17 protein-coding genes are annotated in these 23,731 nt (G+C 69.3%); 4 read left to right on the top strand and 13 right to left on the bottom strand.

The genetic code is table 11. The features are described from left to right. Positions 1–19: 19 nt before the first annotated feature. From OHS70_RS04275 to OHS70_RS04235, 9 genes are all read right to left on the bottom strand, one after another. A complete protein-coding gene (locus OHS70_RS04275) occupies positions 20–1,714 on the bottom strand; it encodes a lysyl oxidase family protein (protein ID WP_328393793.1) in 1,695 nt (564 codons plus the stop codon). 361 nt (positions 1,715–2,075) lie between these two features. Further along, positions 2,076–3,047 carry an antibiotic biosynthesis monooxygenase gene (locus OHS70_RS04270; RefSeq protein ID WP_328393791.1) on the bottom strand — a complete coding sequence of 324 codons (972 nt, stop codon included), beginning with the start codon at positions 3,045–3,047 and terminating at the stop codon, positions 2,076–2,078. A gap of 5 nt (positions 3,048–3,052) precedes the next feature. Beyond that, complete coding sequence (locus OHS70_RS04265) at positions 3,053–5,770, bottom strand: molybdopterin-dependent oxidoreductase (protein WP_328393789.1); 2,718 nt, start codon at positions 5,768–5,770, stop codon at positions 3,053–3,055. Next, complete coding sequence (locus tag OHS70_RS04260) at positions 5,767–6,594, bottom strand: FAD binding domain-containing protein (protein WP_328393787.1); 828 nt, start codon at positions 6,592–6,594, stop codon at positions 5,767–5,769. Before OHS70_RS04260 ends, OHS70_RS04265 begins: the two co-directional genes overlap by 4 nt. 326 nt (positions 6,595–6,920) lie before the next feature. Then, entirely contained in the window at positions 6,921–7,316 is a 396-nt protein-coding gene (locus tag OHS70_RS04255; RefSeq protein WP_328393785.1) for an Imm7 family immunity protein, read from the bottom strand. Between the two features lie 5 nt (positions 7,317–7,321). Then, positions 7,322–12,016, bottom strand: coding sequence for a putative T7SS-secreted protein (locus tag OHS70_RS04250; protein ID WP_328393783.1), 4,695 nt, complete (start codon positions 12,014–12,016; stop codon positions 7,322–7,324). Between the two features lie 3 nt (positions 12,017–12,019). Then, entirely contained in the window at positions 12,020–12,670 is a 651-nt protein-coding gene (locus OHS70_RS04245; protein WP_328393782.1) for a hypothetical protein, read from the bottom strand. Further along, complete coding sequence (locus OHS70_RS04240) at positions 12,670–13,101, bottom strand: hypothetical protein (protein ID WP_328393780.1); 432 nt, start codon at positions 13,099–13,101, stop codon at positions 12,670–12,672. The genes OHS70_RS04245 and OHS70_RS04240 overlap by 1 nt, the downstream gene beginning before the upstream one ends. Positions 13,102–13,214: 113 nt before the next feature. After that, positions 13,215–14,414, bottom strand: a complete 1,200-nt coding sequence (locus OHS70_RS04235; RefSeq protein WP_328393778.1) for a cytochrome P450 — start codon at positions 14,412–14,414, stop codon at positions 13,215–13,217. 126 nt (positions 14,415–14,540) lie between these two features. On the opposite strand from OHS70_RS04235, the gene OHS70_RS04230 reads away from it, so the two are divergent. Beyond that, positions 14,541–15,146, top strand: a complete 606-nt coding sequence (locus tag OHS70_RS04230; protein WP_328393776.1) for a response regulator transcription factor — start codon at positions 14,541–14,543, stop codon at positions 15,144–15,146. 55 nt (positions 15,147–15,201) lie between these two features. Here the strand turns inward: OHS70_RS04230 and OHS70_RS04225 are convergent, their stop codons facing one another. The 3 genes from OHS70_RS04225 to OHS70_RS04215 form a co-directional block, all read right to left on the bottom strand. Then, positions 15,202–16,482 (bottom strand): sensor histidine kinase, encoded by a 1,281-nt coding sequence (locus tag OHS70_RS04225; protein WP_328393774.1) that lies wholly within the window; start codon positions 16,480–16,482, stop codon positions 15,202–15,204. Between the two features lie 91 nt (positions 16,483–16,573). Further along, a complete protein-coding gene (locus OHS70_RS04220) occupies positions 16,574–18,835 on the bottom strand; it encodes a TOMM precursor leader peptide-binding protein (RefSeq protein ID WP_328393772.1) in 2,262 nt (753 codons plus the stop codon). Positions 18,836–18,842: 7 nt separating this feature from the next. Then, on the bottom strand, positions 18,843–19,199 hold the full coding sequence (locus tag OHS70_RS04215; RefSeq protein WP_328393770.1) for a hypothetical protein: 357 nt from the start codon (positions 19,197–19,199) through the stop codon (positions 18,843–18,845). Between the two features lie 276 nt (positions 19,200–19,475). On the opposite strand from OHS70_RS04215, the gene OHS70_RS04210 reads away from it, so the two are divergent. The 3 genes from OHS70_RS04210 (at position 19,476) to OHS70_RS04200 (ending at position 22,082) form a co-directional block, all read left to right on the top strand. After that, positions 19,476–20,318, top strand: coding sequence for an AfsR/SARP family transcriptional regulator (locus OHS70_RS04210; protein ID WP_328393768.1), 843 nt, complete (start codon positions 19,476–19,478; stop codon positions 20,316–20,318). A 118-nt stretch (positions 20,319–20,436) separates the two neighbouring features. Continuing rightward, complete coding sequence (locus OHS70_RS04205; protein ID WP_328393766.1) at positions 20,437–21,204, top strand: thioesterase II family protein; 768 nt, start codon at positions 20,437–20,439, stop codon at positions 21,202–21,204. A gap of 23 nt (positions 21,205–21,227) precedes the next feature. Beyond that, positions 21,228–22,082 (top strand): AfsR/SARP family transcriptional regulator, encoded by an 855-nt coding sequence (locus OHS70_RS04200; protein ID WP_328393764.1) that lies wholly within the window; start codon positions 21,228–21,230, stop codon positions 22,080–22,082. A gap of 254 nt (positions 22,083–22,336) precedes the next feature. Here the strand turns inward: OHS70_RS04200 and OHS70_RS04195 are convergent, their stop codons facing one another. Beyond that, positions 22,337–23,704 (bottom strand): hypothetical protein, encoded by a 1,368-nt coding sequence (locus tag OHS70_RS04195; protein WP_328393762.1) that lies wholly within the window; start codon positions 23,702–23,704, stop codon positions 22,337–22,339. Positions 23,705–23,731: the final 27 nt, after the last annotated feature.

Raw genomic sequence — 23,731 nt, 5'->3', positions numbered from 1 at the left:
GGGCAGGGCTGTGCGCCGGTCAGTTGGCGTTGACCAGGTCGTGCGCAGGCACGGTCACCGTGCGAGCGCCCGGCCGGCCGCCCAGGACGACCTTGCGCAGCGCGCTGTTGTTGTTGAGGTTGGTCTCCTTGAGCCGCTTCTCGGGGTTGGCCAGCACCTGGATGTAGTAGGTGCCGTTCGGCAGGCTGGTGATGTCGAAGGACTGGCCGGGCAGGTCCTGGCTGTAGGTGTCGCCGGAGCCGACGTCGAGCACCTCCCGGACGGAGATCGAGTTCTCCTGGCCGCAGGCGGTGGACAGGTCCGTGTTGTCGGGGCTCCAGTTGGCGTTCTTCACGGTGTAGTCGACGGCGTCGGTGTTGGCCAGGCAGAAGGCCTCCTTGCCGCTGCGCACCGCTTCCTTCTTGTCGGCCTTGAGCAGCCGGTAGCTGGCGAAGTCGGTGAAGTGCCAGTGCTCGTGCCCCGGACGCGGGTCCCACTCCATGGTGCCGGTCGGCGTGTAGCCGACCTGCTTGCCCTTGGCGTCGTAGAAGTACTGGTAGGCGTCCATCAGCTTCTTGCCGGGCGAGCGGAAGCCGTCCACCACCAGCTTCGCGGGGCCGGCGTTCCACACGTTGGCGCTGAAGGCCAGGTAGTCCTTGCCCGGAACGTCGTTGCCGCCGTCACTGATGGTGATGCCGTAGGCGGGCAGCGACCGGAGGTCGGGCTTGGGCACGTCCGGCACGGTCGCCCTGCCGGTCGGCCGCTTGGCGTTGGCCTTCTCCGCGGGAGCCTTGCGGGAGCCGTCGGTCTGTCCCGACCTGTCGCCCAGGTCTGCGGCCCGGAGCCCGGCCTTCTTCAGTGCCCACGGCAGGGCGGGCGGCGCCGGGGTGTAGGGCCCGTGGCCGACGTTGTACGACGGTCCCGCCCCGCTGGTCGCGGCGGCGGGCGCGGGCATGCGCATCGCGCCGTGACCTGAGTGCCCGGCCGCGTGGGCACCGTGCTTCGCGGCACCACCCGATCCGCCCGGGCCCTCCATGCTCTGCTCGCGCACGGTCACCTTGACCGTCTGGGGCTTGTCCGCGATGCCGAACAGGTCCCGGTAGCGCTTGGCCACGGACACCTTGGCGGTGTACTTACCGGCCTTCAGCTTGACCGGGGCGGAGTAGTAGCCCGCGTAGGTGTTGGAGGCCCAGCCGTTCTCGACACCCCACACCGAACCGAGGGTGAACGGGTTCACGGGACAGCTCTGCGGGTACTTCGACTGCGCCGGCGCGTCGGGGCGGATCCGGCCGGAGGCGTTGTTCGGACAGAAGGCCTCCGACTTGCTCAGCACCTTCTTGCCGGCCGCGTCGGTGATGGTGACCTCGACGAAGTCCGGCAGCCCCGAGAAGTCCTTCACCAGGCCCTTGGGCAGCGTCTTGGTCCGGACCGTCTTGCCCTCGCGGATGACCTGCTGGGCGACGACCGGGTCCTTGTAGGACTTGCGGGTCACCTTGAACTCGAAGGGTGCGTTCTCGGCGGTCAGGTACGTACCGAGGTCCAGGTAGACGCCCGGGTCTTCCTTCCACGAGGTCAGGGTCACCGACGTCGAGGCGGCGATCAGGCTGAGCTTCGGCGTGGACTGCTGCTTCTTGGCGTCGGGAGCGGCAGCCACGACGCCGGCGGTCACGGCGATCGCGGCGGCGACAGCGAGCGCCGGACGCCACAGTCTGGCCCGGTGGGATGTGGTCATCATTCCTCGTTCTGCGAGTGCCTGATGGGACGGTGGTGGAACAGCGGCGTACGGAACGCCGCTCATGCCGGCCCGGGTTCGTGGCGGGCACTGAGCGCGAAACCGTCTTCCATCGTGTGAGAGGTGGCGGCGGCAGCCTGGGTTGTCTGTGCGCTCGCAGCTCACGGATCAATGACCGAAAGCCGGTGGAAGGGTGCCGGATCAGGCCGTCGTCATGCTGTTTCCGCCCTGCGGGGCCTTCGGGTGTGGTAGGGCGTGGCCGTGTGTTCCCGCCTGATCTCCACCGAGCGGTCCCGTACCGGAGCGCTGTCAGAGGGGAAGGGCAGGATGCGTGGCACGACGACCAACTGGGCGGGCCGCGACGTCAGGGCAGCGTCCAGATCTGGGTGGTGACGGCGTAGAAGACAAAGGCCCAGAACACGGTCACCGCGGCGACGATGCCGAGGCCGCCGAGGTGGGTCCTGGCCGCCGGTTCGTCCGGTTTCGGCCGCAGCCACCGCTTGAGCAGCGGGTTCACGTAATAGGGCATCGTGAAGAAGCTCATGATGAAACTCGAGAGCAGGTTGCCCACAAGCAGCCCGAGCCAGAGCGGCATGTGCAGGGGCGACAGGGCGAGCGTCAGCAGCACAACGGTGGGGTACAGGCCGACCCAGACCGCGATGGCCGTCTTGGTCTCCGAGGGCGGCGGCGCTTGCTTGCCGTTGTCCTCGAAGGCGAACCAGCTGCCGAACGAGTTGTCGACGGTGCGCAGTTTGAAGTCGTTGAACTTCGCGCCTTCAGCGAGAAGTTTCTGCCGCTCGGCCGACGTCAGCCAGGCATCGAGGTGTTCGGCGTTGTCGAACCGGTACAGCGTGGTCCATTCGTCCTGAAGTCCCTCGAGCGGGCGGAACATCTCGGTTCCGCGAAAGCCTTCGAATTTGCTCTCCTCCTGGCTCATGTGGTGCTGCCAGTCGAGAAAGTCGTCGACGTGGTCCGGGTGTACGCGGTGGGTGACCACGACGGTCACCAGCGGATCCGTCGGCTGTGTGCCGCCGCTGACGACCTGCTGGGTCGCAGGGCCGTCAAAGTACTTGCTGCCGATGTCGAGAAGACTCTGCCTGGTTGCGCTGTTCATCCAGGCTTGCAGATGGGCTACCGAGTCGAATCGGTACACGACGACCCAGTCGGGCTGCACGGGTGTCGGCGGGGAGATCTCGGCGCCGAGGTGCCCGGCGTAGCGGGCGGAAGCGGCATTGACCTTCTTCTGCCACGTTTCGTACTCCTGCTCCAGTCCGGGCAGAACCTTCAGTCCGATGATGACCGTCGCGCCGGCGTCTTCGAGCTTTTCGGTGGTCATCTTGCTCAGGCCCTCGGTGCCAACTGGTTCTCGTTGAGCCGGCTGTAGATGCGTTCCGGAGTCAGGGGCAGCGCCCGGTAGCGGACGCCCGTGGCGTCGTGGAGCGCATTCGCCAACGCGGGGGCCACGGGGTTGATACAGCACTCGGCCATCCCCTTCGACCGCATGGGTCCAACGGAATCCGCCGAGGACACCAGGAGCACGTCGGTTCGGGGGACATCGGCGTAGGTGGGGATGCGGTAGTTGCGGAAGTTGGGGTTGACCATGACACCGTTCGCGTCGACGTGGTGATTCTCGGTCAGCGTGAAGCCGATTCCCTGGGCCACACCGCCTTCCACCTGCCCACGGACCTGCGCGGGGTTGATGACCACGGCAGCGTCGGTCGCCTGAACGCTGTAAAGGATCCGGATCTCACCCGTGACCCGATGGACGGCGATCCGGAATCCCTGCGTATTGGAGACGACGCTTCGGGGTGAGCCGTAGGCCTTGCGTGCGGCGGTGAACCGAATGCCGCGTGCTCGGGCCAGTGCGACGAGTTCGGTCAACGGCACGCGCTGGTCGCCGCAGACGACGCCCTCGTCGTCCATCGAGCACATCACGAGATGGACACCTGTGTGCGCGGCGGCAAACTCCAGGATGCGGTCGCGCACAGCATCGGCCGCGCGAAGTACCGCATTGCCCGACACGAAGAGGCCTGCACTCGCAAAAGCGCCGGTGTCGAATCCCGTGCGGTCGGTGTCTGACTGCACCAGGCGAATCCGCGACGGCGTCGTGCCCAGCTGGTTGGCCGCGATCTGGACATGCGCGGTCGACGTACCCTCGCCGAATTCGACCGTTCCGACGGCCACCTCGTACATGAGGTCGTCGCCCAGCGTGACCCAGGCCTCGGAGATGTGTTCGGTCGGGGGCGCGGTCTCGTGCAGCGAACTCGCGGCGCCGGTCCCGACGAGCCAACCGGGGCCGGGGGACGGCTCATGGGCTGTACGCGACAAGGCGTCGTCCACCAGATCGATGCACTTCGCGAGCCCGTCCTCGGTGAACGTCACGTCGTCGGGGCCCTCGTGCAGGGCGACGAGCGGATCGCCCGGTCGCACGATATTGCGTCGTCGCAGTTCGAGCGGATCGATGTGCAGGGCGAGGGCCAGTTCGTTCATCGCCGATTCCACGGCGAACGCCGGTTGCGTCATCCCGTATCCGCGCAGTGCCCCACTCGGTACGGTGTTCGTGTAGACGGAGAACGCGTCGTACTTCTTGTTGGGGCAGCGGTAGATCATGACGGCAGCGCCGCCCGCATACAGTGTTTCGCCGCCGTGGTTGCCGTAGGCGCCCGTGTTCGACACATTGCGGACCTGGAACGCCGTGAGCGTTCCGTCCGCCTTCGCGCCGAGCTTGACCGTCAGCGTCATCGGGTGCCGTGGCGAAGCCGTGGTGAACTCCTCCTCGCGGGTGTACTCGAAGCAGACGGGTCGCCCGGTGTCCAGCGTGGCGAGCGCGACCAGATCCTCCGAGATCACTTCCTGTTTGCCGCCGAAGCCGCCGCCGACGCGTTTGCAGAACACGCGGAGCTGGTCCGGGCGCAGCGCGAACAGATGCGCGAGCTTGACCTTCGCGATCGACGGCGACTGTGAGCTGGTACGGACGTTCAGACGGCCGTTCTCCATCCAGGCGATCGAGCCGTGGGTCTCCAGATGCGCGTGCTGCACTCGCGGTGAGGAGTACGTGCCTTCGTGGATCACATCGGCTTCGGCGAACCCCGCTTCGACATCGCCGACGTGCGAATGGATCTCGAGCAGGATGTTGCGGAAGAGATCGTGGGCGAACGGATCGTGCGCGCGGTGCAGTTGCGGCGCCCCTTCGGCCATGGCCTCCTCGGGGTCGAACACCGCCGGCATGACCTCGTACTCGACGGCGACCCTGCGACAGCCCTCTTCTGCCGCCCCGACCGTGTCGGCCAGGACCGCAACGACGCGTTGGCCGACGAAGCGGACCGTGTTGTCGAGGATCAAGGTGTCGTCCGGGTCCACCAGGTGGTCGGAGTGGATCGCCGTGGTGAAGCGCCTGCGCGGCACATCTTCCCAGCTGTAGACCCGGTGCACGCCGGGAACTGCGAGTGCGGCGGTCTTGTCGATCGACACGATCCGGGCGTGCGCGTGTGGCGAGTGCAGAACCTTGAGGTGCAGCATGCCGTCGACATGGGTGTCCATCGTGAACTCGGCGCGACCGGTGACCACGTCCTCGGCTGCCGGCGCGACCACGCTCGCCCCGACAGCCTTTCCTGGCGCGGCGCTCTCCACGCCTGTGACGCCCTTCACGGCATCCTCGATCCCCCGATAGCCGGTGCAGCGGCAGAGGTTGCCCTTCAGCGCCCGTGGCAGATCCTCTTTCTGGGCCTCGGTGAACGTTGCCGACGTCATGATCATCCCAGCGGTGCAGAAACCGCACTGGAACCCCGGGGCGTCGCGGAACTGTCGCTGCATCGGATGCAGGTTGCCGGGGGATCCCATGCCCTCGATCGTGGTCACCTCGGAGCCGTCCGCACGGAAAGCTGGGGTGATGCAGCTGTGTACCGGGTTGCCGTCCAGCCACACCGTGCATGCGCCGCAGTCGCCTGCGTCGCACCCCTTTTTGACGCCGTAGTGGCCGAGTGAGCGGAGGAAGGTGCGCAGGCACTGGCCGGGGTCCGGTTCTTCGTCGACGCTCTTGCCGTTCACGATGTACGTCATGCCACGCCCCCTGCCGTGAGTTCGCGACGAATCTCTTCGGCGAAGTGCTTTGTCAGATCGCGACGGTGGCCGGGGGTCCCGTTGGGATCGGCGAACCAGACGTCGGCGGGGACGGCCTCGATGCTCTGCTGCAGGGTCCGGGCATCGGGCATGGTGGCGAAAGCAATGCGCACAGGCCGTGTCGTGCCGGCTGTGACGGTGAGCAGCAGGTCGTTCTCTCCTGGCGTTCGGGTACCGATGAGGAATACCGTCGAACGGCCGAGGCGGGTCAGTGTGAAGCGGCGGTGCGCGGCGCGTTTCCTCAGGGCGCGCGCCGGAATGTCGATGCGTCGCAGGACTTCCCCGGGAGCAAGGATGTTCCGGTTGTCGCCGGTCACGAAGTCGAGGGCATCGACGATGCGCGCGGACCCGTCCTGAGCCCACAGTTCGTATTCTGCCTCGAGTGCGACCGTCAGCGTGATCATCGGGCCGGCAGGCAACGACATGCAGATGTTGCCGCCGACGGTCGCCGCGTTCCAGACCTTGAACGAGGAGAGGAACGCCTCGCAGCTTTCCGCGAAGAGAGCGCCCGCGCTCCAATCGCCAGGCGGCGTAAAGGCGTACAGTTCGCGGATGGTGCACGTTGCGCCGATTTCGAGGCCCGTGTCGCTCGGGACGAGGGGATCCCAGCCCAGCGCCGTCAGGTCGATCAGGCGCCGAAGGCTCGGCTGCTCCGCGGAAAACAGCCACGTACCGCCTGCGAGCCAGGCGTCGCCTTCGCGCCAGTCCGCACCGGGCCGGTCGGACGGTCGTCGAACGACTTCGGTGATGGTGTTGAGGTCCATGGGAAATGATCTCCCTCACGACGACAATCGTGCGACGACCGCCTACCGAACGCGATCAGCCAGCGCGTGGCGCCGCTCGCGTCCATCATTTCGACTGCGAATACTCGGCTCGATGCACTCGCCTGATGCCGACGGGTCACGATGCGCGGAGGGGAGCGGCACGACCTCGAGCGACAGACCGCTCGCCGAGGACCGGCGGGCGCAGGGACTCCCGTCAAGCATATGCAGTGCGGGCCGGCCTCGCCACAGGGCTTGGCCGACGCACCCGGCCGTGCGTCGTGGGCGGCTCGGGGATCGGGCGACGGCAGCCGCAGGTCAGCGCCGGATCAGTCCTCGATGACCGGCCGGACGGGGGAGAGGAACGGGTCCAGGCGCACCTGGATCTCGCCCCGGGCCATCACGCGGACGCGGAACGCGCCCTGCCCCGGGGGAGTGTCCATGTCGGGGGAACGTTCGTAGAGCAGGCCCCAGGAGCCCGGGAAACGGGTGGCGATGTGGTGCAGGAGGGCGTCCAGGTCGTCGGCCTCGTCGCGGCGGCGGTTCATCAGGCCGTTGGCCAGGACGAAGAACTCGCCGTTGTGGACGTTCAGTACGACCTCACCGGTCGCCCAGTCGATCTCCGCGATGCGCGCCCGCAGCTCGTCGATGCCCGCGTCCAGGCTCCCGGCGTCCGCCTCTTCAGGTGATTCGGCGATTCCGAACCAGCCATGGAACTCGTACATCGCCCTCATTCCAGCGGGGTCGTGTCGATCACGGGCTCGATCCCGTAACGCCGGCCGTATTCCTTCAGTTTGTCGATGACGCCGGGACCGGGTTCGCCGTCGAAATGGAAGTACGGGGTGCGACCGGATTGTAGCGCGTACTCGAATGTCGCCTTGGCCTGGTTCCGAAGGGCGCTTCCCATCTGCATCCCCTCCGGCTTCGACTGTGCGACGTACTCGTCGCTGATCGCGTCGATCTCCCGCCCCTTCGGGTCGTTCTCGAACTTGACCCGGGACTCGCCGCCGAGGCGTTCGGCCAGGGCGTCGGCGGCGGGGTCGGGCTTGTTCACCTTGACCAGTTGGCCGAGTCCGCCGTTGTTCTCGTACGGCGCGAGGCCGAGAGGGTCGCTCCAGGTGTGGGGGTTGTGGACATAGGCGGCCGGGTTGGGGGCCGGGGCCAGGCCCAGGGGGTCGGGTGTGGTGTAGCGGGCGGTCAGCGGGTCGTAGTAGCGATGGTGGTTGTAGTGGAGACCCGTCTCGGGATCGTAGTACTGGCCCGGGAAGCGCAGTGGTGTGTACGCGGAGGCGTCGGCGTTCCACGTGGTGGTGCCCCACAGCGTGGTGCGGCTGCGCCACGCTATGTCGCCCCGGTCGTCGACGAGTTCGGTGGGAGTGCCGATGAGATCGGTGGCGATGGCGAAGAATCGCGTGTCGATCTCGCGCTGCGTGGCGGAGTCCGTGAGCCGTTCCGTCTGGGCGATGGGGGTGAGGCCCTGGTGGTCCCAGGTCAGTGTGACCAGGTGCGGGGCCCCGGCCGGTGCAGTGGTCTGCTCCGCCAGGATCGTCCCGTCCCAGGTGAAGTCGGTACGCTCCAGGACGCTTTCGCCGTCGGGAGCGATACGCTCCTTGCGGGTACGGCGACCCAGCGGGTCGTAGCGGTAGCGCCAGAGGGTGCCGTCGGGCGTGATGACCCCGGTGAGCCGGTCCTCCGCGTCGTAGGAGTAGCGCCAGGTGTCGGGCTTCTTGGACAGCCGGGCCTTGGTGCGCCGGATCAGACGCCCGGCGGCGTCGTGCTCGTAGCGGTTGGCACCGGCCCGCACGACGCGGGTGCCGGTGTACGCGCGATCGCCCCGGGCTTCCGTTCCCGCGTGGCGGTCCGGCCAGGCCGCCGTCGTCAGGTTGCCGCCGCGGTCGTAGGCGTACGACTCGGTCCAGCCGGCGGCCGTGACGGCGGTGACCCGGCCGACGGCGTCGAGATCGAAGCGGCGCCGCCCGCTGAGCGCGTCGTCGACGCCGATGAGGTGGCCGTCCTCGCGATAGGTGTAGCTCCGGCGGCCGAGGCTGCGCCCGCCGGACGTGATCTCCTGCTCGGTGACGCGTCCCGACCCGTCCCGTACCGATGTGAGGGCGAGCGTCCCACCGAAGCGGCGGACCAGTTCACGGCCCGACTCGTCGCGGGTGAAGTCCACTTCGCGGCCCCCGGCCGCCAGCCGGGCGGGGCGGCCCGCTGCGTCGTACGCGTACGAGGTCACCTGCCCGCCCGGCGTCATACGCCGGGCGCGGCGGCCGGCCCCGTCGTACGCGTAGGTGATGGCCCGCCCGTCGACGAGTTCGGTCTTGACCCGGCCCTCACGGTCGTACTGGTAGATCAGTTCGCTGTCCGGACCCGCGGCCTGGAGCAGACGTCCGGCCGGATCGTAGGCGTACGTCGTGAGGTGACCGGCGGCGTCCTTGCTGATCACCCGCCCGAGCACATCCCGCTCGTACCGGATGGTCTCGCCGAGCGGGGTGATCCTGGCGGACACGCGGCCCATGGGGTCGACCTCGTAGCCGGTGGTGCGTTCGTCGAAGTCGGTCTCGCCGATCAGCCTCCCGGCGCTGTCGTACGCGTACGACCAGGTCAACCCCTGCGGGTCGGTCACCCGCTTCAGCCGCAGCTCGGTGTCGTGGACGAACTCGTAGCGGGCGCCGTCCGGGTCGGTGCGGGCCGCGAGCAGATCGAAATGCGTGTACTCGAAACGGGTGACCCGGCCCATGGGGTCGGTGTGAGCGGAGCAGTTGCCCTCGCCGTCGTACGTCCAGGTCTCGCTCGCGCCGCCGGGTCCGGTACGGCACGCGAGCCTGCCCTCGACGGTCCACTCGAAGCCGGTCGCGGCGCCGTCCGGCAGGACGAGTTCGGTGATACGGCCGAAGGCGTCCCTGCGGTACCGGGTGATCCCGCCGGCGGGGTCCTCACGCTCGACGAGCAGACCGGCCGCGTTGTGGCGCAGTCGCGTGACCGCGCCCAGGGCGTCGGTGACCGAGGCGAGGTGGCCCCGGGAGTCATGGGTGCAGCGGGTGGTGCGACCGGCCGGATCGGTGACGGAGAGGCGGTTCCCGCGCTCGTCGAACTCCTGCTGCCAGCGCGCCCCGCCCTCGCGTGTCAGTCCGACGAGCAGTCCCAGGTCGTTGTATGTAGCATGCATCCCGCTGCCGTCGGCGCGGGTGACGGCGGTGAGCCGGCCGTCGTCGTCGTAGTCGAACACCGTGACAGTACCCAGCGGGTCGGTGCGCGTCAGGATGCGGTTGCAGCGGTCGTGGGTGGTGCGGACGGTCGCGCCGGTGGGGTCGGTCTCCGCGATCACTTGGAGGCGGCCGTTGACCGTGTAGCGCCAGACCTGTCCGAGAGAGTCGGTGACGGAGGTGGTGTGCAGTCCCGTTTCGGGGTCCTGGTCCGAGTAGCGGAAGTCGGACCGCAGATGGCCCTCCGTACCCGTCTGGGTCACGCAGCGGTCCTGGTCGTCGTAGACGAAGGTGAAGCGGGAGTCGTTGGTGTCGGTCCAGGCCGTGATCCGGCCCTCTGAGTCGTACTCGAAGCGCAGCGGCCGGCCGGAGGACCGGGTGACGTGGGTGAGATGGCCGTCCTGGTATCCGTAGCGGACCAGCTCGGTGCCGCCGGTGTCCTCGGTCGCGCCCTGATCGGCGTCGATCAGCCGCAGCGAGGTGATCCGGCCGTCCTCGGTGGTGAACACCAGCCGGTATCCGCCGGAGTGGGTGAGTGCGAGCGGCTCTCCCCCTTCGCAGTAGTCGACGCTGATCGTGCGGCCGCCCCGGTCCGCGAGCTCTGCCAGCGGCGCGATGCCGTTGCCGCCCGGCTCGGCGCCGGACGGGGCCAGGAAGTGCCGGGTGTGCCCCGTGTCCGGGTCGGTGAGCGTGTAACTGCCGTCCGCGTTCCTCTCCAGCGGCCAGGGTGGGCCCGCCTCCGCGAGTACCGGCAGGCCGGGCGCCGGGTGGGGGAAGGCCAGCAGGAGATTGTCCTCGCCGTGGAAGACCACGCCGAGCGGATCGACCGTCAGCCGCTGGTCGATGGTGGAGGACCAGCTGGGGCCGAACCAGCGGCCCGCCCGGTACGACGACTCGTGGTCCCGTCGGAACTCCAGCGGGAGCGAGCCCGGCAGGAACACATCGGTCTCCGTCAGCAGCATGCGCCCTGTCGCGAAGTCCACCGGCTCACGCCCGCAGCACTTGTCGGGGAGCTTGCGGCTGGCATCCGCGGCGTTGTCCGCCCGCCGGGCCGCGTTTGCCGCGTCGGAGAGTTCGTCGGCAAGGCGGGCCGCCTTGACCCCGGCCCCCGCGCCTGCGGTGGCGGCGGTGAGCAGCGCGTCGGGGACGAGCCGGCCGAAGCCCTCGGCGGGATCCTTCATGAAGTTGTCGAGCATCTGCTTGCCCGCGCCCCACGGGTCGTTGGCGACCTGGACCAGCCCGGCGGCCATGTTGTTCAGGGCCAGACCGTACTCGGCAGGGTGGGTGATGTTGTACAGGTCGAGCGGGTTGACGCTGCGCACGAAGGTCAGCAGCCCGGCGGTGCCCTTGACGATGCCCCCGCCGAAGTGGTTTTTCATGACCTGAAGTTCGTTCAGGCCGTCCATGGCCTGTTCCGCGTACGACGGTTTGGGCGGGGCCGCGTCCCGGGCGGCCTGTACCGCGCTGCGCGCCGTCTCGGCCGCCGTGTTGCGCTGCTTGCGGGCCTCGGCGAGGATCTGCTGGGCCTCCTCCATACGGCCCTTGCCCGGATCGGAGAATTCGCCCGGCTTCGGCGGCAGGGTGGACGGGTCACGCTGGTCGGGCGCCTGCGCGTTGTACCGATCCGCAGCCTTGTTGTAGCTGTCGACCTTCGACTTGTGCGCGTCCCATGCCTCCTCGGACGCCTTGGTGCCGGCCTTCCACTTCTCGATCGCGCTCTGCGCCTGGTTCTGCGCCCACTCCACGGTTCCGGCGAACGCCGCCAGCGCCCCCGCCGCCTTCTCGCACGCGTCCGCACCCTTGAACCACTTCGGCGGCTCGATCTTCACCGTCGCCCGGAACGCGTCCGCCGCCTTCCCCTTGAGCGTGTCCGAGTCCAGGCCCTCGAGGCCCAGACCGACATTGTTGAACGCCTTCTGGAAGTCCTTGAGATGGGAGGCGGTCGAACGGATCTTCGACGGGCTGCCGTAGATCAGCTTGGTCTTGTCCTCGGTCTGCCCGAGGTCCATCTCGTCGACCTCGGCGCCCATCCGGTTGGCCAGCGAACGGGACTGCTCGCGCACCCAGTCGGCACCGGAGTCCCAGCCGACGTCCTCCAAACGGTCGGCGGTCCAGTTCCCGGCGTCCTCGACGCGGTTTCCGGCCCACTCGACGCCGTCCTCGACCGCGTCCTCGACCACATCCGGAGTGACGTCGCTGATGAAATCGCCGATTCCCATGGATCAGTTGCCCCCGTCGCCCTGCTGCTGTTGCCTGGCCCTTTCCTCGGGCGACGGACCGAACGTGTCGTCCACCGCCCGGTCGAAGTCGTCCTGGTCGACGCCGAAGAGGTCGTTGAGCGCGCTCGTCCGCTGACCGCCCGTCCCTTCGGTCATCAGCGCCCGGCCGGTGTCCTTCCAGGTCTGGGCGGCCTCGTCCCCGGCCCGCTCGAACGATTCCGGGCTCCAGTCCGGGTCCAGGTAGTCCGGGGTGAACACGTCGCCCCAGTTCTGGTTGACGATCTCGTCCTCGGAGGCGTGCGGGTTGCCGACGGCGGCGTTCACCGCGATCTTGAAGGTGCCCTCGACGTACTGGTCCTCTTCCCAGATCAGTCCGGCGGCCAGACCCAGCTTGGCCGCGATGGTGTTGGCGTCCTGGATCAGGGCACGTACGCCCCACTCCCAGCGTTCGCAGCAGTCCTCGAAGTCCACCGACAGACCGTGGTGACCGGCCTCCATACCGGTCATCGCCATGTCCGAGAACCCCTTTCCCAGCACCGAACCGGTGCCGGTGCCGACTTCCCGCAACTCGGACACCGCGGCCCTCAGCCCTTCGGTGATCCGCCGGACGCTGTCCTTGTCGACCCCCAGGTCCGCCGCGCCACCGTCCCCCATCAGCCCCGCCCCCAGCGTGCCTCGCCGGCATCGACGGCGACCGCATCGGGAACGATGCCCACGACCGGCGGAAACAGCATCGCCCCGTCCGGATCGGCGACATTGACGGCAACCCCGGCCGGCACGCCCATCCCCGGAACGATCTCGTCGAACAGCCGCGCCCCGCGCAACTCGGCGAATTCCCACGACCGGCCGCTGGACGACCCGTCGCCGGTGTCCCGCGCCCGCGCGAACCGGGCCAGCGCGTCCTCGTTCGTGAACCCGCAGATCCAGCGCACGCCGCCGAGTTCCGCAGTCCACAACCCGCCGGCGTCGAACGGCACCAGGAGCAGGGCGCGTCTCAACTCGCCCACCAGCGCCCGCGGATCACCGGCTCCCGTCCTCTGCTCGGCAATCCGCTCCTCGAGCTCGGCACCCGTGACCGTGTCCACGCCGGATCCCCCTCGCGTTGCGACTGCACAGCTCGCGCCAGCACCCTAGGACACTGTTCAGGCAACTCGCCAGGGAGCGGAGGGGATGTTGTGGCGATCCGGCCCGGGCAGCCTCAGCCCCACTCCACCGGCAGCGACTCCAGCCTGTTCACCAGCAGCCCCGTGTGCATCTTCACGTCCGCCGCCGGCACCGCCAGACGCAGGGACGGGAAGCAGCGGGCCAGCGCCGTAAGGGCGATCTGGAGCTCCGCCCGTGCCAGCGGCGCGCCCAGGCAGTAGTGCGGGCCGAATCCGAAGGCCAGATGGGCAGTGCCGCGCCGGGACGGGTCGAAGCGGTCCGGGTCCGGGAAGCGGGACTCGTCCCGGTTGGCCGAGCAGATCGCGCCGATCACCGCGCTGCCCGCCGCTACCTTCGTGCCCGCCACCTCGATGTCCGCCGTCGTGACCCTCAGCGGACCGCCGTCCCCGATCGGATTGACTCGCAGCAACTCCTCGACGAGAGCGGCCAGTTCCTCCTCGCCGGACGGCACGAGGCCCAGCCCGCCGTCGTGGCGCAGCAGCGTGAACACCGAGGTGCCCAGTACGCCCACCGTCGTCTCATGGCCGGCGATCAGCAGCGTCATCGCCATCGTGATCAGTTCGTGCTCGGTCAGCGGGCCCTCGTCGTCATGAACCCCTACGAGCGCACTGAGCAGGTCGTCGCCGGGAGTCCGCCGTTTCTCGGCCGCCAGCCCCTGCAGATAGCCGACCAGTGCCAGCTTGTGCTCCAGCATCTCCTGCGCGGTGTGCGCGGTCAGCGAGAGGATCGCGTCCGACCAGCCGCGGAACATCTCCCGGTCGGCGAACGGCACCCCCAGCAGCTCGCAGATCACGGCGACCGGAAAGGGGAAAGCGAAGGCCTCGTTGAAGTCCGCCGGGCCGCCGCCCTCGGCCATCGGCCCGAGCAGCTCGTCGGCCAGCTCACGGATCCGGGGGCGCAGCAGTTCGACCCGGCGGGCGGTGAACGCGCCCGCGACGAGCGAGCGCAGCCGGGTGTGCTCCGGCGGGTCCATCGTGAACAGGCCGCCCGCGTCGAACGGGACGGCCGTCAGCTTCGGGGACTCCGGCAGCACCGTCGCCGCCCTGCTGCACCGGGCGTCGGAGAGTACCGTACGCACATCGTCGTACCGGCTCATGAGATATGCGTGGTCGCCGCTGGGCATGACGACCTCCGCCACCGGAGCGCCGGCGCGTAACTGCGCGTACTCCTCCGGCAGATCGGTCGCCGAACGACGAACGGGCGGATAACTGCGCCCAGACGAGTGGTGAGGCATGACCACACCGTCATACCCGCTGCTCGGGATGTGCTCGAGCGGGTGTTCAGAGCGACTCGGAGAGGTATTGTCGGGGCTCGCTGACGGCGGGTCGGGGGAGGCCGAGTGCTGCGTGAACCCTTGAACATGATCAAAGTGGTCCTTGCCGAGGACATGCACATGGTGCGGGGTGCGTTAGTGGCTCTGCTCAATCTCGAACCTGACATACGAGTCGTCGCCGAGGTCGGCTCCGGCCGGGACATCCTGCCCGCCGTGCTCCGGTGCGACCCGCACGTGGCCGTGCTCGACATCGACCTGCCAGGCATCGACGGACTGGCCGCGGCGGCGGAGGTGCACGCCAAGCAGCCCTCCTGCCGCACCCTGATCCTCACCGGTCTCGGCCGCCCCGGGAATCTGCGCCGGGCGCTGGAGGCGCAGGTCTCGGGCTTCATCCTCAAGGACGCGCCGCCGACCCAGCTCGCCGACGCGATAAGACGGGTGTCCGTGGGGGAGCGGGTGATCGACCCGCAACTGGCCCTGGACGCATGGGCGGCACGCGAGAACCCGCTCACCGCCAGGGAGACCGAGGTGCTGCGGATGGCCGCGGACGGCGCCGAGGCCCCCGACATCGCGGGCCGGCTGTATCTGACGGTGGGTACCGTGCGGAACTACCTGACGACGGTCGTCACCAAACTCGGCGCGCGCAACCGGGTGGACGCCATCCGGATCGCCCGGGAACAGGGCTGGCTCTGACCTTTCCGCCGTGACGTCTCACCGGCCGCCGGGCCGGCCGGCCGAGGTCGCACCCTCACACCACACTCGGGCGCGACGGCGTCCTGACCTTCGGCGGCCTGAGCATCCACCGGCTGTCCCGGCAGTGGAGCGGCACCTCCGCCATCAGATGGAAGCAGCCGTCCTCCTTGATGCCGGCGCTCAGTCTGCCGCCCACCGCGCACACCCTGGCGGACAGATTGCCGATGCCGCTCCCGCCGTCGTGGGAGGACGGCCGGTCGCCGTCGCCCGCCACTCCGTCGTTGACGACCGTGAGGACCACCGCCTCCTCACCGCTCTTCCTGACGGAGATACGGCAGCGCTGCACAACGCTGTGCCGCAGCACGTTGGTGATTCCCTCGCGCAGCACCGTCGCCAGTACGGTGCCGACCGCGTCGGGCACCTCACTCAGGCCGCAGTCGACCTCGACGTCGATGCCGGCGGCTCCGAACACCGAGCAGGCCGAAGCCAGTTCGGTGGAGAACGACATGTGCCGGTAGCTGCGGGCCACCTGCCGGGTGTCGGCGAGTGCCTGGCGGGAGATGTCCAGCACCGTGGCCAGCTCCTCCCGCGCCCTCGCCGGGTGCTGGTCCACCAGCCGAAGCGTCAGCTCGCTGCGCAGGGTGATCGCCGAGAGGCTGTACCCCAGCAGGTCGTGCAGATCGCGGGCGAACCGCAGCCGCTCCTGCTCCACGGCGAGCCGGGCGATCTCCTGCTGAGCGCTGCGCAGCCGCAGCACCATCTCGGTGAGCGCGGTCAGGCCGTACACGAGGCTTGCGATCATCACCGTGGAGACGCCGACGTAGGCGACGTCGAGCAGCGCCATCTCGCTCCACGCCGTGGTCAGGCCCATGGTGCTCACGACGGCGACCACCGAGACCAGCCATGACCACGGCGCGCGCAGCGTCAGCAGCAGCGATCCGGCCAGAAAGCCGGTCAGCCCCACCCAGGCGGTGCCGAGCAGCAGAATCGGCGGATAGGTGAGCATCACCTGGACCGCCAGGATGAGATACTGGTGCCCGCGCTCCAGCCGCACCCTCCGGGGCGCCGACAGCACCACCTGGGAGGCGAACATGCCCAGGAGAGCGGCCGTACCCACGGCGAGCTGCAGCAGGTGCTGCTGGACGGCCAGCAGGTGGAGTGTCGCGGCGGCCAGCACGCTGCCCAGCGCCACCAGCAGAATCGCCTGGGCGATCTTGGGTGCCAGACCCGCGTCGTTCGAGCCGCGCCGGTCCATGAGCGGTGCTCGGTGGTCCGGGCCGAGCACGTGCTGTGTCTCCGCGTGTTGTGTCTCCTGGGCGTGTTCCACGTCAGACATGCGACCCCCGATTGACCCCAGACGCATTACTGCGCGTGCATGGATCCTAGGGGAGCGCGGCTTGGATGCGACGGTCATTACCGGGCGAACACTAGACAAACAGTGGTATGGGGTTGAGCTCTTCATAGGCGATGGGGGAGGTACGTCGGCCGAGCTGCACCGGTACGTCGTAGAGCCGTCCCGCCCCGAACCGTGCCCAGAAGTGCCGCATCCCCGGCACCATGACCTTGACCGCGGGAAGGCCCAGGTCGGGCCGGGTCTGGTCGAGGACCAGGAGCTCCAGGCCGCGGGCGCGCAGCAGTTGCTCAGCGGCGTGGACATCGTCGAGGAGATCGGACCGCAGGGTGTACGGGTAGTCGGTTCGGCGCCTGGCGGGAACCAGCGGGTCGGGTGCCAGGTACGGCTGGTTCTCGACGGTGCGGCGCGCGCACCAGTCCGCGAGCACGGGGTCGTCCGCAGGCGGCTGCAGCACCGACGCCAGAAGCTGGTTGAGCTCCGTGAGCGCCCTGCGCAGCGCGATTCCCGGGTCGAAGTGGCAGCCGAAGCCGAACATGATGTCCTCCTCCGGCTTGTCGATCCGCCGGGAGACGGCCACCATCGCCGGGATGCCGAGGTCGGAGGTGAGGTCGAGCACCCAGAACTCCCGGTTCAGCATGGCGTACTGGGCCCGCATCTCGTCGATCCACGGGTCGGTGAACGAGTCGATGTCGACCGCGGGCTGGCTGGTGCGGTTGTACCACCACAGGGCCACCGCGTCGCGTTCCACGATCTCGAAGAAGCCCTGCAGCACGGCGTCCTCGAGACTGCTGCCCGCGGCGTTGCCGTTGGAGTCGGCGAGGGCGAAGCACGGCCCGCTCGCCGGCGGGGCGGAGAAGTACAGCATCCGCGTAGGCAGCAGCCGGTGTCTGCCCCGCGTGAGCGACCAGACCGGCGTCCAGTCGATGTCGGCATCCTCGTCGAACGGGTCGCAGATGTACTGGAACGGCGGCTGTACGGCGTTCCACCGCCGCCGCTCCGGATACTGGCGCTCGTGGTAGAGCTGGCACTCGTTGGGATGGACCGCGCTGTCGGCCAGTTCGGCGAACCGTCCCCGGACGCTGGGTTCGTCGCCGTGGAGTGTCGCGGAGTAGCGTTCCACCGCCTCACAGAGCGCGCCGACCTTGGCATCGAGCGCGGTGACGCCCTTGCCTCCGCTCTGGCAGCGCAGCCCGGAGCGGAAGGCAGCGAGCGAACCGCTGGGCAGCGCCGGATTGGGGCCCGAGTAGTACGAGTTGAGGAAATCGGGTCCGCCGGGCGCACGCTGCAGCCCCGTGACCACACCGGTGACCCGGCCCACCAGGTGCTCGTAACGCTCCAGGACCTGCTCGGGAGTGAGCGCACGGTGACCGTTGCCGCTCAGGGTCTTCTTGGGGCGCGAGGTCAGGACGATCGGCCGCTGGACCCGATCCCCGACCAGCCGGGGGTCGCCGCACTGCGGGCACTGGGGGCGCCTGGCGACCTGATGGGCCTGGATGCCGAGCTCCAGGGTGTCCAGCACCCGGATCGCCGACTGGTTGGTGCTGCGGTACCCGGCGATCCACTTCGCCGCCTCGATGGCGATCGTCTGGAAGGCCAGCGAGCGGCTCGCCGCGATCGCCGCACGCGGCGGCGCGGGTGGCACGGGCAGCCCGAGGGCCGCGCCGACATGCTGCTCGGGCCGGCGGTGATGGCTCAGCCGGTGCGCCATGCAGTGCCAGCAGGCCCCTTCGCCGGGCTGGAACACCGGCCCGACCCATGGTTCCACGCCATGCGGTTTCGCCAGCATCCACGGGCGGCCGCTGCGGCGCTGAGCTGCGTCGATGTCCTGGAGCTGAGGCAGGAGATAGTCGTCGCACAGGACGACCGTGAGGCCCGCCGGACCACAGCCGCCGGGGTCGCTGATCGCGACCCCGGCGGCGTGGAAGGCGTCCCGGGCGGGCGGCGCGCCGAGGGCGCGGAGGTCCACGAGCCGGACCATGCCCTCGGACAGCGCGGATCTCGCACGTGCCGCCTCGAGACCACCGGCCTCCCAGAAGGCCGCGGCGTCCTGGGAGGCCGGGTCACACTCGAGCGGCGCCGAGCTGCCGGTGATCAGATTGGCCTGCTTCAGCTTTCCCAGGAGCAGTCCGAGTTCTCGCACGGACAGCACGCCCTGGGTGTCCCGCACGAGAGCGGGCAGATCCCTGCTGCCGTCCAGTAGGGGCGCGAGGACCGCGATGGCCTCGCCCTCGATCGCGGTGACACCCTGCTCGGAGACCAGATAGGTCGCCTCGCCCGGTACTACGGCGGTCGTGAGATGTCTCCTGAACCCGATCCGCTGCCCGAGGGAATTCACCAGCGGCTCACATACGGCCGTGGCCGGCGACGCCCTGTGCTGCAGGCGCGGGAACGAGGTCCTGCCGGGTCGCGCAGAAGCAGGGCTGCACCCGGTGAACGCCGGAGCCGTCGCCGGATTCGGTGGACAGATTGATGATCGTCACTTCGGTGTCGGTGTCCGCCGGCAGTGCCGGGATGACACTTCCGGGTGCGACCGGAATGCCGAATTCGGCGAGAACATTACGGGGCTCCAGCGCGTAACGCAGGGCCAGTTCCGGCTGCAGACAGGTCCGCGCGACGAGTTCCGCGAATCGCCAGTCATGCTCGACCGAGCTGGTGCGGGCCACTTGAACTGCGGTTCCGCTGGACGCGTAACCAGACATCTTCTTGCTCCCATCGTCAACTGAACGGTGCCGGGAAGGCGTTGGCCTGTGCGGATGTTCGGCTGCGCATACGAGAGCAGTTTGTGCGGCGTGACTGGAATCGAACAGTGGGGGCATCACCTCCCTGGATGTGAAGATTTCATAGGCCCGTTCCAGGTGATCTCCATATGAGGCATGTGAACTGCTCACTGTTCCTGCGGATGTCCCGCATGACAGCCTGCCCTGAACCGGCTTTCCGCCACGGAGAAGCCGTCCGACGGGGTGAGGGAAAAGGACATGCCGAACTGGGGGCGCAGAGTACGCGTGGAGGTTCTGGGAACTCTGCGCGGCGAGGCCGCGGGAGTGTCCGTACTTCCCAGCGCCTCCAAACCACGGCAGATCCTGGCGCTGCTCGCGCTCAACGCCCAGCACATCGTGCCCGTGCCGGTGCTGATGGAGGAGCTCTGGGGCGCCGGCCCGCCGCGCAGTGCGCCCACCACGCTGCAGACCTACATCCTGCAGCTGCGCCGCCGACTGCGCTCCGCCATCCCCGAGTCGACCGGTGTCTGGGACAAGAACGTCCTGGTGACCCGGCACGGCGGCTATCTGCTGGACGTCGAGCCCGCCGATGTCGACGCGCTCGAGTTCGACCGGCTGGCCGGCGCGGGGCACACCGCGTTCGAGCTCGGCGACATGGCCAGGGCATCGAGGAACCTCACCGCGGCCATCGAGCTGTGGCGGGGGCCCGCGCTGGCCGACGTACCGCACGGACGGCACATCGGCATCGAGGTGACGCGACTTCAGGAGAGCAGGCTCGGCGCGCTGGAACGGCGCATCGGGGCCGATCTGCAACTGGGCCGGCACCGCGAGGTGCTGGGGGAGCTGTGCGCACTGTGCGAGCGGCACCCGATGCACGAGAGCCTGCGCGCCCTGCAGATGCTCGCCTACTGCGCCGACGGGCGCTCGTCCGATGCGCTGGTCGCCTACAAGCGACTGAGGGAGACCCTGGTCGAGGAGCTGGGACTCGAGCCCTCTCCCCGGACCCAGCGGCTTCACCAGGCCATCCTCCGCGGTGAGGAAGCCATCGACGAGTGGAGCGGCCGCGGGCGTATGGACGGTGACGGAGTACTCACCGTCTGACGTCCTGCCAGCTCATCCGCTCCACCTCGCTCCAGCTCCGGTCAAGCGGCCTTAAAGCGGTGGTCGTGAGGATCGGGGCCCGCGTAGTCGAGAAACCGGTGCGGTGTGAGGAGGGGGCGTGAACCAGTATCTCGCAGTGTCGCCCGGCATACCGGAGTTGCCCGAGCCCGCGTTCCGACTGTTGTGCTTCCACCACGCGGGCGCGGGCGCCCTCACCTTCGCGCGCTGGCGGCCCCGTTTCCCGTCGCAGATCCAGGTGCTTCCGGTACGGCTTCCCGGGCGGGAGACCCGGCTGCGCGAACCGCGCATCACCGACGCCGCCGAGCTGCTTGCCGAACTCGACACCCACCTGAGCCCGTTGCTGGATGTGCCGCACGCCTTCTACGGGCACAGCCTGGGCGCACTGGTCGCCCACCGGTTCGCCCAGCACCGGGTACGCGGCGGGCACCGCCGGCCGGACCTGGTCGGTGTCGGCGCCTGCGCCGCGCCCCATCTGCCCACCCCGCTCGTCGAGCAGCCCGATCTGTCCGACGACCGGCTGCTGGCCGCACTCGCCAAGTACGGCACGCTGCCGCCGTATCTCTTCGAGCGGCCCAAGTGGCTGGGCATCCTGCTGTCGACCATGCGCGACGACCTCCGGCTGGCGCGCAGCCTGCGGGCGCAGGACGGCGACCCGCTGCCCGTACCGCTGAACGCCTTCGCCGGAACCGAGGACAAGGTCGCAACCGCCGAGGCCGTCGGCGGCTGGAGCCGGTACACCAGTGCCCGCTTCAGCCTGCGCACGGTTGCTGGCGGCCACTTCTTCGTCCGTGATGCCGAACTGCCCACCCTGCTCGCGGCAGAACTGCGCCGTGTGGTAGCGCACCGTCCGATCGCCAGAGCCTGAACGCCTCGAAGGGAGTAGCGGACATGGACATCAGCGTGTTGGGGCCCTGCCGGGTCGTCCAGTCAGGGGTCTCTGTCGTCCCCACCGCCGTCAAACCACGCAAGGTCCTCGCCCTGCTCGCCATGCACCCGGACCAAGTGGTCTCGGTGGGCTCGCTGGTGGAGGAGCTGTGGGGCGAAGCCCCGCCGCGCAGCGTCCAGACCACCCTGCAGACCTACATCCTGCAGCTGCGCAATCTCATCGCCGCATCACTCGGCGCGGACCGCAGGCCCGAGCTGCCGAACGGCGCCAAGAGCATCCTGGTCACCGAGTCGGGCGGGTATCTGCTCGACACCCAGGGCGGCGTCGTCGATGTCTGCGAGTACGAACGGCTCGCCGGCTCGGGGCACCGCGCCCTGGAGAGCGGCAACTGCACCATCGCATCGGACTCGTTCCGCAGGGCCCTCGCACTGTGGCGCGGGCCCGCGCTCGTCGACGTCCAGTGCGGACCGCTGCTGGAGATCGAGGCGACCAGGCTCGAGGAGTCCCGCCTCAGCATCCTCAACCAGCGCATCGAGGCCGATCTGCGGCTGGGCCGTCACCATGAGCTGGTGGGTGAACTGTCCGGGCTCGCCGCCCAGCACCCGATGCACGAAGACACCCAGGGCCAGCTGATGCTGGCGCTGTACCGGTCGGGACGGCGGGGCAACGCGCTCGAGGTGTATCAGCGGCTTCGCGGTGTGCTCTCGCAGGAGCTCGGCCTCGACCCGTCGCCGCGACTGCAGCATCTGCAGCGCGCGATGCTCGAATCGGCGTCCGAACTGGAGATCCAGACCGGTGCCGCCCGCGCCGGTGCGGGCGTGGGCGGCGGCGTGGAGCGGTCCTTACGGCTGCGCTGAACGCACGACGGCCGACGGCGACGACCGGTCCAGGCACCCTCCCGGCCCGGCTGCCGCCTGTGGGCCCCGCCACCACGGCCGTGCCGTCGCGCGCGTACGGAAGCGTCGCACGCGGCCGCGCCGTGGTGTTGCGTCCGGAACGCGATGCCCGCCGGCGGTGCCGTCGGGCGTGTGCCGGAGGCGGGCCCACCGCCCGGGACGTCGCGCGCAGGGCACGCGACCGCGCCGGCCCCCGTCCGCCCCGGCCTGCCCCGCTACGCCCAGGTCAGCACCGCGTTCTCGGACGCGCCGGCACCGCGCACCCCGATCACTCCCCGCGCGGCGTCGTCGGAGGTCTCGTCGCCGGTCAGGAACCGCGCCCAGCAGCCGCCGGGCCGGTCGCCGAAGAGCATGGGCGAGAGTACGGGCGTGACCAGCGCGGTACGGGTGGTCGTGCCGTCGGTGAGTTCGACGGGGCAGGTGGCAGGGTCGACGTATTCCTGCACGATGCTGTCGCCGCCGGCCAGGGCGCGCGCCACGGCGTGCTGCCAGTCGGTGGGGTCGGTGTGCCTGCCGACGAGGATGTCGCCTCCTGTCATGCCGATGGCTTTCTTGAGGACGAACCGCTCCCGGTGCGAACGCAGCAGTACGTCCAGTTCGCAGTCCTCGCCGTGCCAGTCGGTGCGCCCCGGCAGGGTGATACGGGTCCAGGGAAGATGCCGGTCGGCGAGCATCCGCTCCGCGCGGGTCATCCACGGGCGCCCCTCGGAGATGAGTGCCAGGGCCTTGCCGTTGGCGAGCAGCCCGCTGCTCTGCGGCGGCAGCAGCAACAGACCGGCACGCTGCGCGTCATGGACCGGCCGCAGACTCAGTCCCCGCTCGTCCCACTCGGAGGGGGAGAAGCTGCGCAGTCCGAGCGGATAGCGCAGCCTGCCCGGCCGGCCCAGCGCATCAGGAAGCTGGCCGGGTTCGAGGAAGTCGGCGGTGAAGCCACGGCGGCGGAACGGTTCCAGGTCCTTGTCCAGCGACCGGATGTCCGCCTCGTCGTGCAGATCCCCGAAGCTGCCGACGACGGCGACCGCTCTCGGCAGCCGGCGGCTCGCGCAGACGTCCTCGAACGCCCGCACCCGGGTGAGAAGAGGATCGTTTCCGCAGAAGGCTCCGGGGTGGGTGCGCTGCCATACCGCGGTCAGTGCCTGCGTCGCCTTCGGCCCGTCGAAGGTGCCGCTGACCTGGAAGCCGAGCAGCTGAGGGCCGTCCGCGCCGATCACCATGTCGGGCCGGGCCATCATCGAGCAGAACTCGGTCTCGGTGTTGTCCTGCCCGGACAGCAGCGGATAGTCGAACGGGTCGGCGCAGAGCGCCTCGATCCGCCCGGGCCAGCTCCCGTCGAGTGCCATCACCGCGCGGCGCACCAGTGCCAGCAGCGTACGGGCGATGTCGAACAACTCGTCGTAGGAGCGGCGCGGCAGCACGAACGGCTGTGCGGGCTGCCACGGCCCGGGCAGCGACACATCCAGTCCTGCGGCCTCCTGCCGCAGCAGAGCACCCACTTCGGCCGGGGACACCGTGCGCAGTGCGGCGGGCTCGGGCCGCCCTTCCTCGAGGAACCACGGATGGACGGTGATCTCGGTGCGGCTCATCTCCGATGGACTCCTGACTCCGCCACG

It is taken from the genome of Streptomyces sp. NBC_00390, assembly GCF_036057275.1.
Taxonomy (GTDB): Bacteria; Actinomycetota; Actinomycetes; order Streptomycetales; family Streptomycetaceae; genus Streptomyces.
This window is presented reverse-complemented; position numbering and strand designations above follow the sequence as displayed.